The 16,497-nt window shown below is 32.8% G+C and carries 16 protein-coding genes; 8 read left to right on the forward strand and 8 right to left on the reverse strand.

Annotated elements, in window-relative coordinates; translation table 11 throughout:
* Nucleotides 1-18 precede the first annotated feature (18 nt).
* From ABD963_RS00805 to rpsU, 4 genes are all read left to right on the forward strand, one after another.
* Entirely contained in the window at nt 19-723 is a 705-nt protein-coding gene (locus ABD963_RS00805; RefSeq protein ID WP_345275037.1) for a queuosine precursor transporter, read from the forward strand.
* A 98-nt stretch (nt 724-821) separates the two neighbouring features.
* Nucleotides 822-3,491 carry an AsmA family protein gene (locus tag ABD963_RS00810; protein WP_345275038.1) on the forward strand — a complete coding sequence of 890 codons (2,670 nt, stop codon included), beginning with the start codon at nt 822-824 and terminating at the stop codon, nt 3,489-3,491.
* Between the two features lie 160 nt (nt 3,492-3,651).
* Nucleotides 3,652-4,515, forward strand: a complete 864-nt coding sequence (locus ABD963_RS00815; protein ID WP_345275039.1) for a sigma-70 family RNA polymerase sigma factor — start codon at nt 3,652-3,654, stop codon at nt 4,513-4,515.
* A gap of 35 nt (nt 4,516-4,550) precedes the next feature.
* Nucleotides 4,551-4,745, forward strand: coding sequence for a 30S ribosomal protein S21 (gene rpsU, locus ABD963_RS00820; RefSeq protein ID WP_345275040.1), 195 nt, complete (start codon nt 4,551-4,553; stop codon nt 4,743-4,745).
* A gap of 58 nt (nt 4,746-4,803) precedes the next feature.
* On the opposite strand, the gene ABD963_RS00825 is transcribed toward rpsU, so the two are convergent.
* Both ABD963_RS00825 and ABD963_RS00830 read right to left on the reverse strand, forming a co-directional pair.
* Nucleotides 4,804-5,028: a hypothetical protein gene (locus tag ABD963_RS00825; RefSeq protein ID WP_345275041.1), complete on the reverse strand. Its 225-nt coding sequence runs from the start codon at nt 5,026-5,028 to the stop codon at nt 4,804-4,806.
* Nucleotides 5,029-5,098: 70 nt separating this feature from the next.
* A complete protein-coding gene (locus ABD963_RS00830; protein ID WP_345275926.1) occupies nt 5,099-5,890 on the reverse strand; it encodes a DUF2797 domain-containing protein in 792 nt (263 codons plus the stop codon).
* 43 nt (nt 5,891-5,933) lie between these two features.
* Between ABD963_RS00830 and ABD963_RS00835 the strand changes: the two genes are divergently transcribed.
* Nucleotides 5,934-7,460 (forward strand): GH3 auxin-responsive promoter family protein, encoded by a 1,527-nt coding sequence (locus tag ABD963_RS00835; protein ID WP_345275042.1) that lies wholly within the window; start codon nt 5,934-5,936, stop codon nt 7,458-7,460.
* 119 nt (nt 7,461-7,579) lie between these two features.
* The gene (locus tag ABD963_RS00840) at nt 7,580-9,196 is read left to right on the forward strand and encodes an OmpA family protein (RefSeq protein ID WP_345275043.1); all 1,617 of its coding nucleotides are present in this window, start codon (nt 7,580-7,582) and stop codon (nt 9,194-9,196) included.
* Between the two features lie 244 nt (nt 9,197-9,440).
* On the opposite strand, the gene clpX is transcribed toward ABD963_RS00840, so the two are convergent.
* The 6 genes from clpX to ABD963_RS00870 all read right to left on the reverse strand — a co-directional run bounded on the left by clpX (nt 9,441) and on the right by ABD963_RS00870 (nt 14,844).
* Entirely contained in the window at nt 9,441-10,673 is a 1,233-nt protein-coding gene (gene clpX / locus ABD963_RS00845; protein ID WP_345275044.1) for an ATP-dependent Clp protease ATP-binding subunit ClpX, read from the reverse strand.
* A 75-nt stretch (nt 10,674-10,748) separates the two neighbouring features.
* Entirely contained in the window at nt 10,749-11,423 is a 675-nt protein-coding gene (clpP, locus tag ABD963_RS00850) for an ATP-dependent Clp endopeptidase proteolytic subunit ClpP (protein ID WP_345275045.1), read from the reverse strand.
* Nucleotides 11,424-11,561: 138 nt separating this feature from the next.
* Nucleotides 11,562-12,890, reverse strand: coding sequence for a trigger factor (tig, locus tag ABD963_RS00855; RefSeq protein ID WP_345275046.1), 1,329 nt, complete (start codon nt 12,888-12,890; stop codon nt 11,562-11,564).
* A 92-nt stretch (nt 12,891-12,982) separates the two neighbouring features.
* Nucleotides 12,983-13,336 (reverse strand): phage holin family protein, encoded by a 354-nt coding sequence (locus ABD963_RS00860; protein ID WP_345275047.1) that lies wholly within the window; start codon nt 13,334-13,336, stop codon nt 12,983-12,985.
* Between the two features lie 30 nt (nt 13,337-13,366).
* Nucleotides 13,367-14,131, reverse strand: a complete 765-nt coding sequence (locus tag ABD963_RS00865; RefSeq protein ID WP_345275048.1) for an alpha/beta fold hydrolase — start codon at nt 14,129-14,131, stop codon at nt 13,367-13,369.
* Nucleotides 14,131-14,844, reverse strand: coding sequence for a pyridoxine 5'-phosphate synthase (locus ABD963_RS00870; RefSeq protein WP_345275049.1), 714 nt, complete (start codon nt 14,842-14,844; stop codon nt 14,131-14,133). The genes ABD963_RS00865 and ABD963_RS00870 overlap by 1 nt, the downstream gene beginning before the upstream one ends.
* An 87-nt stretch (nt 14,845-14,931) precedes the next feature.
* Between ABD963_RS00870 and ABD963_RS00875 the strand changes: the two genes are divergently transcribed.
* Nucleotides 14,932-15,591 carry a CBS domain-containing protein gene (locus ABD963_RS00875; RefSeq protein WP_345275050.1) on the forward strand — a complete coding sequence of 220 codons (660 nt, stop codon included), beginning with the start codon at nt 14,932-14,934 and terminating at the stop codon, nt 15,589-15,591.
* Nucleotides 15,592-15,594: 3 nt separating this feature from the next.
* Nucleotides 15,595-16,479, forward strand: coding sequence for an NAD kinase (locus ABD963_RS00880; RefSeq protein WP_345275051.1), 885 nt, complete (start codon nt 15,595-15,597; stop codon nt 16,477-16,479).
* The last annotated feature ends 18 nt before the right edge of the window (nt 16,480-16,497 follow it).

Consider the following 16,497-nt stretch of genomic DNA (forward strand, 5'->3'; position numbering starts at 1 on the left):
TTATATTCACAATTATAAATGACATTAAAAGATAAACTTGCCGGCCAACGTATATATATCCTTTTAGGAGCCTTATTCATTACATCATTAGTTGTTTCAAACCTTATTTTTCAAAAGTTTTTTTATTGGTATCCTCTAGATGTCGAGGTTTTTGGAAGTAAGCTTTTTGAAATTTCGGTGGGTATTTTGCCATATCCTATTACCTTTTTAATAACCGATTTAATCAGTGAAATTTATGGTAAAAAACGCGCCAATGATGTGGTGGTAGTTGGGATTTTTGCTTCTTTATTTTCGCTTTTAATCATATTTATGGCTGGCAGTGTACCAGCAACATCCTGGTCGTATGTTGATGATAGTACTTTTCGCAAGGTATTTGGAAACTCCATGATTGCCGTTTTTGCAAGTATGCTTACGTATTTGTTTGCGCAGTTTGTGGATATTCAAATTTATCATTTCTGGAAACGCTTAACCAAAGGAAAACACCTGTGGTTACGCAATAATTTTTCTACTTGGTTTTCTCAGTTTGTTGATACCTTTACCATAGTATTTCTACTATGCTCGTTCGGAATAATAAAATGGGAAAACTTCAATGGGTTATTGATAAGTGGATTTCTTTTTAAATTGATTATTGCCATTTTAGATACGCCATTTTTATACTTAGGTGTTTTTCTATTCAAAAAACGCTTCAATTTGAAGGTAAATGAAGAGATTGACTTATTGTAAAGCTTAAATCTTAACAAAATGATAAGATATCTACTCAACTTTTAGTAGCATTTTTGCGTATATTATATTGAGTTTATTTTAAAATCAAAACACCCTATATGAAGAAAGCTTTAAAAATTGTTAGCATTATCATACTTATAATTATAGCACTTCTCATAGCTATTCCCTTTGCTTTTCAAGGACAAATAAAAGATATGGTTAAGCGCTTTATTAACCAAAACCTCAACGCTAAAGTTGAGTTTAGCGATGTAAGTTTAAGTTTCATTAGAAGTTTTCCGCAAGCACATGTGAAGGTTACCGATTTGGTTATTACGAATTTTGAGCCTTTTAAAGACGAAACTTTGGCTACCGTAAAAAATATGGCGTTTACTATGTCGGTTAAAGAATTATTGAAAAAAGCTAGTGAGGACCCTATTGTGGTAAATTCAATAACAGTTAATGAAGCCCTTTTAACCCTAAAAACCGATAAGTTTGGAAACAATAATTATGACATCACCAAGGAAACCGAAAATCAAGTAGAAGGAGATAAAAACAGCGGTTTTACTTTTGATATCGAAGATTACAGTATCAACAAAAGTGCTTTAACTTATCTTGATGAAGCTTCCAATATAGCTATTTATGTTACTGAACTCAACCATTCAGGCCATGGTATTTTTTCAGCAGAAGCTTCTGAATTAGATACCAAAAGTGATGCTAACCTTAGTATTTCCATGGATAGCACCACCTATTTAAGCAATAATCCCGTAAGACTGGACGCGTTAATTGGCATGGACTTGAATAACAGTATATACACATTCAAGGAAAATAAAGGCTTTATAAATGATTTACCTTTGGAATTCCAAGGTTCGGTGCAATTACTTGAAAACGGACAAGATATTGACATTACTTTTGAAAATCCAGAATCGGATTTTAAAAATTTCCTAGCGGTTATTCCAAAGGAGTATTCAAAAAATATAGAAAATGTTCAAACCACGGGCGATTTTAAAGTAAAAGGTGTTATCAAAGGTATGTCTACAGATGAAACCATACCTAATCTAGATATCCGAATCACTTCCAATAACGCATCTTTTAAATATCCTGATTTACCCAAACGAGTTAGTAACATAAATATTGATACCGAAATTAAAAACACAACTGGTAAAACGGATGATACCTACATTGCCATTAACAGACTCGATTTTAAAATTGATGAAGATGTTTTTAAATCTTCGGCAACTTTAAAAAACATCACAAAAAATATGTTGGTGAATGCCCAGATTGATGGTGTTTTAAATTTAGCAAACATCACTAAAGCCTACCCAATAGAGTTGGAAAACGCCTTAACAGGTATATTAAAAGCGAAATTAAACACCGCTTTTGATATGGAAGCGATTGAAACAAATGCTTACGAGCGCATAAAAAATAATGGTTCAGCGAGCATTACTGATTTTGTATTTTCTTCGGAAGCTATTGTAAATCCCATTCATATTACGCAAGCCAATATGACTTTTAATCCCGGCACTGTTTCTTTAAATAATTTTAAAGCCAAAACGGGCGATAGCGACATCAACGTAACAGGAACCATTAAAAATTTTATGGGCTTTTTATTGAGCAACAATACCTTAAAAGGCGAGTTTAATGTGGATTCAAACTTGTTTAAGGTTAGTGATTTTATGACTGAGGAGGATGACAAAACAGTTGAAAACAAAACCACTACCAATAAAGAATCGTTAAAAATACCTGCCTTTCTAGAATGTGCCATTAATGCCAACGCCAACACGGTAGTTTACGATAATTTGAATTTAAAAAACGTTACTGGTGAGCTTTACATTAAAGATCAACAAGCATCTCTTCAAAATATGAAATCGAGTATTTTTGACGGTGCTTTAACAGTTTCAGGCGACATTTCCACAAAAAATGAGACCCCCACTTTTAACTTAAATTTAGGTGCCGATGGTTTTGATATTGCAAAATCGTTTAAAGACTTGGAGTTGCTTCAAAACTTAGCGCCCGTTGCCAAATTGTTACAAGGAAAGTTAAACACAACACTAAATCTTTCAGGGGATTTAGATAATGAATTCTCACCGAAGCTTAACACGGTTTCCGGAAACGCATTAGCCCAACTTTTATCTACTCAAATCAATGCTAACCAAAGTGAATTATTCAACAAACTTGAAGGCTCTTTAGGTTTTATAGATTTTAATAAATTGAATTTAAAGGACTTAAAAACCAAATTAGAGTTTGCAAATGGTAAAGTGAGTGTAAAGCCTTTCGACTTAAAATATGAGGATATTTCTATAACGGTTTCTGGTGCCCATGGGTTTGATAAAACTTTAGAATATAATGCTGTTTTTAATGTGCCAGCAAAGTATTTGGGTAGTGAAGTAAACCGATTGATTGGTAAAATTGATTCAGAAGAAGCTAAAAATATCACCATCCCTGTTACAGCCAATATTGGTGGTACATTTACAAGCCCCAATGTGAAAACCGATTTAACCAGCGGTATTTCAAATTTAACAAAACAACTTATAGAAATTGAAAAACAAAAACTGCTTAATCAAGGAAAAGATAAGGTTAAAGGTATGTTGGGGGATTTAATTGGAGGTAACAAAACCAAAACGGATTCCATTAAAAAAGAACAGGATAATTCGGTGAAAGAAGTTTTGGGAGGAATTATTGGCAACAAAACAACCGATACCACCAAAACAAATACTACTAAAGATGCCGTTAAAAACGTTTTAGGTGGCTTGTTGGGTAAAAAGAAAAAAACACAAGATTCTGTGAACTAAAAATTCAAAAAACATTCAAATTCAAATAAAAATCTTAAAAAAAAGCTAAATTTTATCCAAATTGGCCTATTTTTTAAATAAAAATAGACAAAAATTAGGTTTTCTTGTTTTTTCGATTATGTTGTAGAAAGTATAACTTTTTTAACTTTCAATATAATATATGAGACAACTTAAAATTACGAAACAAGTTACCAATCGAGAATCTAAATCACTAGATAAGTACCTACAAGACATTAGTAAAATCCCATTAATAACTGCCGAAGAAGAAGTAGAATTGGCACAACGCATAAGAAAGGGTGACCAAAAAGCTTTAGATAAACTCACCACTGCTAACTTACGTTTTGTAGTTTCAGTCTCAAAACAATATCAAAACCAAGGTTTAACCTTACCCGATTTAATCAATGAAGGCAATGCTGGATTGGTAAAAGCGGCCAAAAGATTTGATGAAACTCGAGGTTTTAAATTTATATCCTATGCCGTTTGGTGGATAAGACAAGCCATTCTTCAAGCTTTAGCAGAACAATCTAGAATCGTTAGGTTACCTTTAAACAAAATAGGCTCTATTAATAAAATAAACAAAGCTTATTCGTTTTTAGAACAAGAACACGAAAGAGCCCCGAGTGCTGACGAAATAGCCAAAAGATTGGATTTAACGGTTAGTGATGTAAAACAATCTATGAAAATTTCTGGACGTCATATGTCTATGGATGCGCCATTTAAAGAAGGCGAAACATCCAATTTATATGATGTGGTTCAATCGGATGAATCTCCGCGTGCTGATGCTAATTTAATGCAAGATTCTTTAAATATTGAAGTTAATCGTGCATTGAATACACTTTCAGAAAAAGAAGCGGATGTATTACGGCATTATTACGGCATTAGTAAGAAACAGCCTATGAGCCTACAAGAAATTGGGGATTATTTTGGGTTAACGCGCGAACGAGTAAGACAAATTAAGGAAAAAGGCATCAGAAGATTGAGGCACACATCAAAAAGCAAAGTATTAAAAACCTATTTAGGATAGTCCTAAAAGGAAAATGAAATAACTAAAAAATATACATGTTAAAAATTATTATTAAAGAAGGAGAAAATATAGAACGTGCATTAAAACGTTACAAACGAAAACATCGAAATATTAAAGTGATGCAAAACTTAAGGGACAATCAGTTTTTTACAAAGCCCTCAGTTAAAAGGCGTCGTGAAATTCAAAAAGCAGAATATATTCAAAATTTAAGAGACCAAGAGGATATTTAATCTTCTTATCGTAAAAGATATTAAACCATTGTACTAGCTAGTTCAGTGGTTTTTTATTTTAACCATTATAATTAATGGGTTTATCCTCATAAAAGTTATCAAAAGTCTTATCTGTTGTATAATTGTCTTTCAAAACCTTGTAAACCATTATGGCAACAAAAAGTTGCCCCAAACACATCACATAAAATACCCAATTAAAAGGCATATCCATTGAAACCATAATCGTTAGCATTACCAATAAAATTGTGGTAAATGCTACATAAAACATGACTGGAATTTTCATTTTTTATTTACAAGATACTAAATTCCAGAATTTTAAAACCTGCTATGGTTGTTAAAAATAGTTTAAAGTTTTAAAGACTAATTTGCACTACCAACCCTTCATTAGCTCGAACATTAAACACGGTATCATCATCAAAAATGAGATATTGTCCTTTAATGCCTACTAATTTTCCGGTATAGCTTTGTTCTTTTAAAATATTTAAACTTTTAGGTTTTTCTGGATAGTGATGCACGGGAAATTCTAAATTAGTTTCAGTATTGTTTTCAATGAAATATTCTTTAGCTTCATCAGGAATATATGGTTTTAAGCGTTCACGCCATTCCACTAAATTTTCATCCACAATATCGTTTTTAAGCATCGTGCGCCAATTGGTTTTATCACTTACGTGATCTTTTAACGCTACTTCGGTTATGCCTGCTAAATATCTGTTTGGTACTTCAACTATTTCAATGGCTTCGTGGGCACCTTGGTCTATCCATCTGGTAGGTATTTGGCTTTTTCTGGTAACCCCCACCTTCACATCGCTTGAGTTGGCCAAATACACAACATGGGGTTGCAATTGTACTTTCTTTTCATATTCCAAATTGCGGTCTTCTTTATCTAAATGTGCTGTACTTAACTCGGGTCTCATAATCCAATCGGCTGCTTGTGGAATATCAAAAAAACAGCTTTTACAAAACCCTTGTCTGTAAATAGGTTTGTCCAAACCGCAATTTAAACATTGATATTGAACAAATTGCATGCTGATGGTTTTATCCAGCAATTGGTTCATGTTTATGAAATCATTTTCAAAAACCAAATAGTATTGTATGGGTTGGGAAAACTCGGTTTCCATTTTTGTTAAAACCCCTTGGTAGTTCATAAAAAAAAATCTTATTTTTAGAAAACCTAAAGATAAACTAAATATGCCAATACCAATAGTGAATTCCATTGCTTCTTGGTTTTTGAAAAAACGATTCCATCAAATAGAATTGTTTTTAAAATATCCCAATGAAGTACAAAATGAATTGCTATTGAGTCTTGTTGATATGGCTAAAAATACCGAAATAGGTAAAGAATTCGATTTTGCTTCCATAAAAAACTATCAAACTTTTGCAGAACGCATTCCCATTAAAAATTATGACGGTTGGCAAGATATTATCCAACGTTCTCGTCAAGGAGAAAGCAATTTGTTTTGGCCAACACCTATAAAATGGTTTGCGAAATCTAGTGGTACTACGCGTTCAAAAAGCAAGTTCATACCCGTTAGTCAAGAATCGTTAGAAGATTGCCATTACGCCGCAAGCAAAGATTTGCTTTGTATGTACTTTAATAATAATGAAAACTCTCAATTATTTACAGGTAAAAGTTTACGTCTTGGAGGAAGTAAAGAACTCTACAAAGAAAACGGTACTGCTTTTGGCGATTTATCGGCTATTTTGATTGACAATATGCCGTTTTGGGCAGAATTTAGCAGTACCCCAAGCAATAAAGTATCATTAATGAGTGATTGGGAATATAAAATGCAAGCTATTGTTGATGAAACTATTAATGAAAATGTTACCAGTTTAGCAGGTGTACCATCATGGATGTTAGTGCTACTTAATAATGTTTTGGAAACCACCGGAAAAAATAATTTACATGATATTTGGCCAAATCTTGAAGTCTATTTTCACGGAGGTGTGAGTTTTACTCCGTATAAAGATCAGTATAAAAAAATCTTACCTAAAAAAAATTTTAAGTACTATGAAATCTATAATGCTTCTGAAGGATTTTTTGCCATTCAGGATCAAAACAATTCCAATGAATTATTGTTAATGCTTGATTACGGGATTTTCTATGAGTTTATCCCGATGAATGTCTATGCTACATCAGAAGAAAAAGCAATTCCATTAAGTGAGGTCAAATTAGGTATCAATTATGCCATTATTATTACCACTAATGCTGGTTTATGGCGCTACAAAATTGGAGATACAGTTCGATTTACCTCGTTAAGTCCTTACAGAATAAAAATTTCGGGAAGAACAAAACACCATATTAATGTTTTTGGAGAAGAACTAATAATTGAAAATGCTGAAGAAGCTTTAAAAAAAGTTTGCAAACGCACGAAATCTGAAATAAAGGATTTTACTGCAGCCCCTATTTTTATGGATGGTAAAGAAAAAGGTGCCCATGAGTGGCTGATAGAGTTTAAAACTCCTCCGAAAGACATTGATTATTTTAATGAATTATTTGACAATGCTTTAAAGGCTTTAAACTCTGATTATGAAGCAAAACGCTATAATAATATCACACTTAATAAACCAAAAATAAACGTAGCTCGCGAAAACTTGTTTTACGATTGGTTAAAACAAAATAACAAATTGGGTGGGCAACATAAAATCCCCAGACTTTCCAATACTAGAGATTATATGGAAGAACTGATGCAATTAAATACGCAACAGTTAGATTAATCAGAATCGGCTCTAAAACAAATACTTAACGAATTAAATGGCTATTGGTCTAGGAAATTTTTAATAATCTAAGAACTACCTTTATATTTAGGCCTAATTAATCCTAACCCTCTAGTTCAATGAAAACGAAATTATGTTTTTTCATTTTCCTTGTGTCTAATATTGTTATTAGTCAAGGTCCTTCAAATTTGATAGCTTCAAACTATTCTGAAAATAAAACCAATACATTTTTTAAACCTTCTGCTAAGCCCTTAATAGAAGCCAACGGCTTTGATTTTGAACTTTTAGATGCTGGGGTAAATTCTGAATTCTCAGAAATCGGTTCTGGCTTTTTTAGAAATAAGCTTATTATGGTATCTTCAAAAAAAATAGGTGGATTTGCAAAAATTGATCGGAATACTGGAGAAGCTTTTAAAGAATTGTTTTGTTTAGATATTGATAGAAATGGTGCTTTAAGTTCACCTATGTTGTTCAGTAGAATACTTAACACCAATGATAGTGAAGACCAATTAACATTTTCTCCTGATCAAAAAACGGTCTATTACACCAGAAGCAAGGCAGAAAACTCTCTTGAATTTAAGCTTTACAAAGGTATACTTGAAGAAAACTCTCACGGTAATTGGATAAATAATGAACTTTTGAGTATTAATAAAGATCATGTTTCTATCGAAACGCCATATGTAAACCATGCAGGAGATAAATTATATTTTTCAGCTAACTTTCCTGATGCTATTGGTGGTTTTGATTTATATGTTTCTGATATTTATGCTGATGGCTCTTTAGGTACCCCTGTGAACTTAGGAAGTTCTGTTAACACCTCTTCAGATGATAAATACCCATCATTATCAATGGATGACAAATACTTATATTTTTCTTCTAAAGGGCATGAAAACTTAGGGGGTTATGATCTTTTTGTTAGTAAAATTTCAAAAAACGGGTACAAAACTCCCAGAAATTTAGGTAACACTATCAATACATCTTATGATGAAATCGCTTACTTTTTGGCTGCCAAAGACAAAGGTTATGTTTCTTCCAACAGACCAAACGGTAAAGGACGTTATGATATTTACACAGCTGTAAACGATGAAGTAATTCAAACTTTAGAAGGTAAAATTTTAGACTTAGAGACAAAAATAAAACTTCCTAACACGGTTGTAATTTTAAAAGACGAAGATGGTGAGGAACTTGCAAAAATAACTACCGGTGAGGATGCTACTTACAAATTTAATGTTGTGCCTTTTGAAAACTATATTCTTTCAACTCATAAAGATGGATTTAAAGATGCATCAGTAGATTTTTTAGCGAATAGAGGCGTAAAAACCACTTACAATAAAAACTTAGAATTACTAACAACAGAACCTGTAATTGCTAAAGTTGAAGATGAAATGCGCATTGTTTTAGAAAATATTTATTTTGACTTTAATAAATATTCCGTTAAAGAAGAATCAACCATATCGCTAAACAAAGTTGTAAAAGTACTTAAAGACAACCCTGAAATGACTTTAGCAATTAATGCTCATACTGATAATAAGGGCAAGGATTCTTATAACTTAAACCTATCTAACAAACGTGCTGCATCTGCCGTAAAATACCTAATTAAAAATGGTATTAGCAAAGATAGGTTACAATCCAAAGGCTATGGTGAAAGTAAACCATTAATAGATTGTAAAAATAATTGCTCTGAAGAGGATTTACAAGCTAACCGCCGTGTAGAGTTTGTGATTTTGGAAGAGTAAAAATTATCGGCAAACTGTTTTAAAACCGATGAAGTGCTCAGCCAAAAGTTTTTAAACGAGTATTTTGTCTTATTATCTAAAAGGAAAATAATACTATTGCCAAATATTAGGTTTAATAATACTTTTGGGAAAGTTTTAGTAATAAAATGAAAATTTTCCATAATGTCCATTATTAATTAAAATCCATAAAAAATAAAAAACCACGCTAATAGCGTGGTTTTTTTATAATGAAAACGTAATTTTTTTAAGAAACTGCTTTAAGTTTCTTCAATGTTGTTTTGGTTAATTTATCCTCTGCGTAAGACTTCGTGACATTTAATTTTTTCTCGTCGCTACTTGGGAGTTCAAACATGGCATCTGTTAAAATTTCTTCACAAAGTGAACGCAAGCCTCTTGCTCCAAGTTTATACTCAATGGCTTTATTTACAATAAAATCTAAGGCACCATCTGATATACTAAAGTCGATATCATCCATAGAAAACAATTTCTTATACTGTTTTATAATGGCATTTTTAGGCTCTGTAAGAATGGCTCTTAAGGTATCAGCATCCAAAGGATCCATATAAGTTAGTACTGGAAGTCTTCCAATAATTTCTGGAATCAATCCAAAATCTTTTAAATCTTTTGGAATGATGTATTGCAATAAGTGGTTTTGGTCTACTACATTATCAGAAATGGATGCACTGTAACCTACAGCCTGCATATTTAGGCGCTTTGAAATATGACGTTCAATGCCATCAAAAGCACCTCCTGCAATGAATAAAATATTTTCAGTATTAACTTCAATGAATTTTTGATCTGGGTGTTTTCTACCTCCTTTGGGTGGTACATTAACAATCGTTCCTTCCAATAATTTTAACAGGGCTTGTTGCACACCTTCTCCAGACACATCACGTGTTATTGAAGGATTGTCACTCTTACGAGCTATTTTATCAATTTCATCAATAAACACAATACCCTTTTCAGCTTTCTCCAAATTATAATCGGCTGCTTGCAATAATCGGGTTAAAATACTTTCTACATCTTCTCCAACATAGCCTGCTTCCGTTAAAACGGTAGCATCTACAATAGCTAAAGGCACATTAAGCATTTTTGCAATGGTTTTTGCCATTAAAGTTTTACCTGTACCTGTTTGGCCTACCATGATGATATTACTCTTTTGGATATCAATATCATCTTTTGTGGTTGGTTGAAGCAAACGTTTGTAATGATTATATACCGCAACAGACATGACCTTTTTGGTCATATTTTGACCTATGATATACTCATCTAAAAAAGCTTTTATTTGTTGAGGTTTACGAAGTTTTAATTCGGCTGATAAATCACTACTATCACTTTGTTTGGATTCTTCAAGTACAATACCGTGGGCTTGCTCAATACATCTATCACATATATGAGCATCTAATCCTGCTATTAATAAGTTAGTTTCAGGTTTTTTACGACCACAAAACGAACATTCCAATTCTTCTTTTGCCATTAATCTAAATTCAGTCTTTTGAGATAATTTCTTTAATTACCTCTGTAACAATTCTTTAAAATTACTAATTTTTATTTAATTACGAGCTAAAATCTCGTCAATCATGCCATACTCCTTAGCTTTATCGGCTTTCATCCAGTAATCTCTATCACTATCCTCATACACTTTGTCGTAATCTTGGCCTGAATGCTTACTAATGATTTTATAGAGTTCTTCTTTCAAAATCAATATCTCTCTTGCGGTAATTTCAATGTCACTCGCTTGACCTTGAGCACCACCCAAAGGTTGGTGAATCATAACTCTCGAATGCGTAAGACCACTTCGTTTTCCCTTTTTTCCAGCACACAATAACACAGCCCCCATGGAAGCTGCCATTCCTGTGCAAATGGTTGCTACATCAGGCTTTATAAATTGCATGGTATCATAAATACCCAAACCTGCGTAAACACTACCACCTGGAGAATTAATATAAATTTGAATATCTTTTGAGGAATCGGTACTTTCTAAGAACAATAATTGAGCTTGAATTATATTAGCCACTTGATCGTTTATAGCGGTTCCTAAAAAAATAATTCTGTCCATCATTAAGCGCGAAAACACATCAAAAATAGCAATGTTCATTTGGCGCTCTTCAATAATATTTGGGGTTAAATTAGTTGGGTACATACTACTTATTATTTTGTTGTAATAAGTACTGCTTATCCCTTGATCTTTAATCGCGAATTTTTCAAATTCTTTTGCGTAATCCATAATTGATTCTATATTTTTTATTAACACATTGACTGTTAGTATTTTGTGTCAATCTATTTTGTTTAAGATTAATTTTTCAATAAAAAAGCGCCTAAATCTAGCGATTTAAGCGCTTAAATATAAGCATTTATTCTTTATTTACTTATCGCCATAAACTTCTTTAACAAAGTTTTCATAAGTTAATTCCTTTACTTTAAGATTTGCTTTTTCTTTGTAAAGATTTAGTAATTTTTGACTTATAAGTTGCTCAGAAATCCTACGTGCTTCATCTTGATTTGACAATACGCGCGCCGCAATATCGTCTAATTCTTTATCGGAAGGATTCATTTGACCAAACTGTGCCATTTGAGCCTTAATCATATCCCTGGCATGGTTTTTAATATCGTCCATAGTTACCTTAATATCGTTTTCTTCAATCAACTTGCCTTCTATTAATTGATAGCGTAAGCTTTTCTCAGACTTTTGATATTCTTCTTTTGCTTGGTCTAAATCCATTTCCTTTTCACCAGCAGTTTGCATCCATTTGGTTAAAAATTGTGCTGGTAAATCAAACTTGGTATTTTCAACCAAATATTCAGTAACATCATTTAATAATTTTTGATCGGCTTGCTGCTTGAATTGCTTTTCAGCGTCTTCTTTTATTTTGTTCTTCAACTCAGTAACAGATGTTACAATTCCTTTTCCAAAAAGTTTGTCAAATAATTCTTGATCTAAATCGGCCAATTCCCGTTTGTTAATTTCTTTAATTTCAAAATTAACTTCAATATCTAAGCCATGTATGTCATCATGACCAAGTTTTAACGCATGCATTAATTCATGGTCATCATCATAGAGCCCTTTAGTTTTTAAGGTGATAACATCGCCAACTTTGGCGCCAATAAATTGTTTTTCGGTAGATTTTCCTTTAAACTTATCTAAAGTAATAGCAACCGTGTTGTCTATTTCCTTTTCTTCGTTAGTGAAAGTTCCTCTTATTTCACTATCCTTTTCAACCACATTTTGAGAAACCAGTTTGCCGTATTGTTTTTGAATACGCTCCACTTGCTCATCAATCATTTTTTTATCGGCTACTATATGATATTGTGTAATGGACTTTTTGCTTTTTAAATCTACATTAAATTCTGGAGCTAAACCTAATTCAAATTCAAAGGAAAAACCATCGGCATCCCAGTTTATTTCATCTTGAGGTTTAGGCAAGGGTTGCCCCAATACATCTAACTTTTCTTCGGTTAAATATTTATTTAAAGCATCTTGTAAAAGTTTGTTTACTTCATCTACCAACACTGCTTTTCCGTATTGCTTTTTAACCATACCCATTGGTACATGCCCTTTTCTAAAACCAGGAATGTTAGCTGTTTTACGATAATCTGTTAAGATTTTCTCTACTTTATCACTATAATCTTCTTTAGCGATATCTACTTTTACGACAGCATTTAATGCATCTACGTTTTCTCTTGTAATATTCATTTTAAAAATCGATTCTTTTTAAACCAAAATTGGGATGCAAAAATAGTACATTTTTGCATCCCAACAAAGTTTTTAATTGCTTGATTTTGAAGCTATTTTTTGTCTTCTTTTAAAAGCGAATGAAGTATCGATTGTAGGACCGAAAGTAAAATACTAAATAACACAGCAATCCAAATACTACTAACCGAAAAACCATCGATTAATTTATCAGCCAACAAAATAATTAAAGCGTTAATTATCAATAAAAACAGACCTAATGTTACAATAGTTATAGGTAAGGTTAGAATTACTAAAATAGGTTTTACAAACAGATTCAATACGGATAAAACAACAGCTACTATTATTGCTGTGATGTAAGAATCTAAAGTAACTCCGTTATTCCTTAACAAATAGGATATAATAAATACGGCGACGGCGTTTAATAAAAGTTTGATTATGAGCTTCATGTTTTTTGAATTTTACTAAATGTACAAAAACTAAGAAACAAAATCCATAACCGCTTCAAAAAACTCATCTGGATTCTCGGCATGTAACCAATGGCCTGCATTGGAAATGGTTTCTATTTTGGCCTTTGGAAAATGGTTTTTTATAATATTTTCATCATCAATACCAATATATTCTGATCGGTCTCCTCGTAAAAACAAGGTGTCTTTTTCAAAAACAGCATAAGTTGGTAATGCTTCACCAACTTCGGCCACTTCATTTTTTAACACTTCTAAATTCATGCGAAGTGCCAAGGTGCCTTTTTCTTTCCAATACAGGTTTTTTAACAAAAATTGGCGTGTGCCAAAATCGCTAACATAATGACTTAAAACATCATCGGCTTCACCCCTACTTTTAATATTATCAAAATTTAAAGCACTTAAGCCATTTAAAATACCATCATGATGTACAGGATAAAAACGTGGTGAAATGTCGGCAACCAGCAATTTTGAAACCATTTCTGGATGTTCTGTGGCAAATAGCATAGCGGTTTTTCCACCCATAGAATGACCCAAAAGGATAACATCCAGTAATTGATGTTCTTCACAATAATTTTTTAAGTCTTCAGCAAGGACCTCATAATTAAATGTATTACTCCAAAAACTACGCCCGTGGTTTCGTTGGTCAATTAAATGCACCTGAAAACCTACTTCGCTAAATTGTGTGCCGAGTGTTTTCCAGTTATCACTCATGCCTAAAAAGCCATGTAAAATAACAAATGGTTTTCCTTCGCCTAGTATGTTTGAACTTAAAAGCATTACTTCAGTTTTTGTAAATACATCTGAATAACATTTTCCACTCCCAAGTATAAACTTTCTGTAATTAAAGCATGTCCTATGGAGACTTCCAACAAATTAGGAACATTGTCCTTAAAAAACTTAATGTTGTCCAATGATAAGTCATGACCAGCATTGATTCCCAACCCTAAATTATTTGCCAACTCTGCACTTTCAAAGTAAGGTTTTACAGCTTCCTTATTTCCTAAACTAAATTGATGAGCAAAGGCTTCGGTGTATAACTCAATCCTATCAGTTCCAGTGGCTTTAGCACCTTCAATTTGTTTTAAAACAGGATCCACAAAAATGGAGGTTCTTATCCCATTTTGTTGAAATTCCTTAATCACATCAATCAAAAAATCTTTGTGTTTTATGGTATCCCAACCAGCATTACTGGTAATGGCATCAACAGCATCGGGAACCAAGGTTACTTGTGTTGGTTTTACCTCTAAAACTAAGTTGATAAAGGAATCGATTGGATTCCCTTCTATATTATACTCAGTATAAACCTGTGGTTTTAAATCGCGAGCATCCTGGTAGCGAATATGACGTTCATCAGGTCTAGGGTGAATGGTTACCCCTTCTGCACCAAAACGTTGGACATCTTGAGCAAACTGCACTACATTTGGCACATCACCTCCTCTAGAATTTCTTAATGTTGCAATCTTGTTAATATTAACACTTAACTTAGTCATTCCATAAATTTTAAAACACAAAAATACAAACTAGAAAAGGCTTACATAGCTTTTTTTTGATTAATTTGCATATCTTAAAAGGCTTTAATGAAACTTTCAGAATATATTATTAACGATGTAAAACCATTGAACAGCAAGAACAAAATTAGTGACTTGCAAGAGTTGTTTAATCAGTTAACTTTTTCTCATATTCCTGTTAAAGATGACAATAATACGTATTTAGGTAGTTTTTCGGAAACCGATGCGCATTGTTTTGAAAGCGACAAAACACTGGATGAATACAAATATGCTATTGAAGATTTTTTTGTGCGCGACAACACTTTAATGCTCGATGTTTTGGAAGCGTTTGCAGTTAACTCTGCCAATATTATGCCTGTTTTGAATGAGCGAAACGAATACCTAGGGTATTATGAACTCAATGACATCATTAGCTTATTTGGAGACTCACCATTTTTTGCAGAACCAGGAGGTGTTTTAGTAGTTGAAAAGGGCATTAATGATTATTCGTTTAGTGAATTGAGCCAAATAGTGGAGTCTAATGGCGGTAAACTTTTGGGAGCTTTTATTTCTAAAATGAATAGTGATTTGGTTCAAATAACCTTGAAAATTAGTAGTACCGGGCTTAACGAAATCATACAAACCTTTCGGAGATATAGTTATAATATTGTATCAGGACACGAGGAAGATAGCTATATTGAAAGTTTGAAAGAACGTTCGGATTATTTAAAACGATATTTAAGCATTTAAGCTATGAGAGTTGCTGTTTTTGGTCGATTTTATAATAAAACTACAAGTGCTTCGGTTCTGACACTCTTTAATTACTTACTTAAAAAAGATGTAGACGCTTACATTGAAACCGAATTCTATAATCTTATAAAGAACAACTCATCTATTATAAAGGATTTCGAATCCTTCAAAATATTTGACACTTTAGACACTTCTTTTGATTTACTTATAAGTGTTGGAGGTGATGGCACTATTTTAAGAGCCATTACATTTGTTAAAGATATTGATATCCCTATTGTAGGAATCAATACTGGTAGACTCGGGTTTTTGGCGACCATACAAGTAGATGCCATTGAGCAAGCCATTCAAAATATCATAGACGGAAAATATAAAATATCTAAACGCAGTTTACTTTCGATAGAAACCACTCCAGAAAATAGTGATATCACTGAAATGAATTTTGCTTTGAACGAAATTACTGTTAGCAGAAAAAATACCACATCTATGATTACTGTTGAAACCTATTTGGATGGTGAATATTTAACATCCTACTGGAGCGACGGCTTAATTATTTCAACACCAACGGGGTCAACGGGCTATTCCTTAAGCTGCGGCGGCCCTGTAATCACTCCTGGAGCCAATAGTTTAGTTTTAACGCCCATTGCACCGCACAATTTAAGTGCACGCCCCTTGGTTATTCCAGATTCAACCGAAATTCGGTTAAGAGTCGATGGACGCGAAGAACAGCATTTGGTATCATTAGACTCTAGAATTGCCACTCTGGATAATGGTACTATCATCACAATAAAAAAGGCCAATTTTAAAATTAAAATGATTGACCTTTTCGGAGAAAGCTTTTTGGATACCTTACGCAAAAAACTACTTTGGGGCGAAGACAGGCGTAATTAAACAATAATTCAAAAGAAA

This window comes from Litoribaculum gwangyangense (assembly GCF_039543505.1).
Lineage (GTDB): Bacteria > Bacteroidota > Bacteroidia > Flavobacteriales > Flavobacteriaceae > Litoribaculum > Litoribaculum gwangyangense.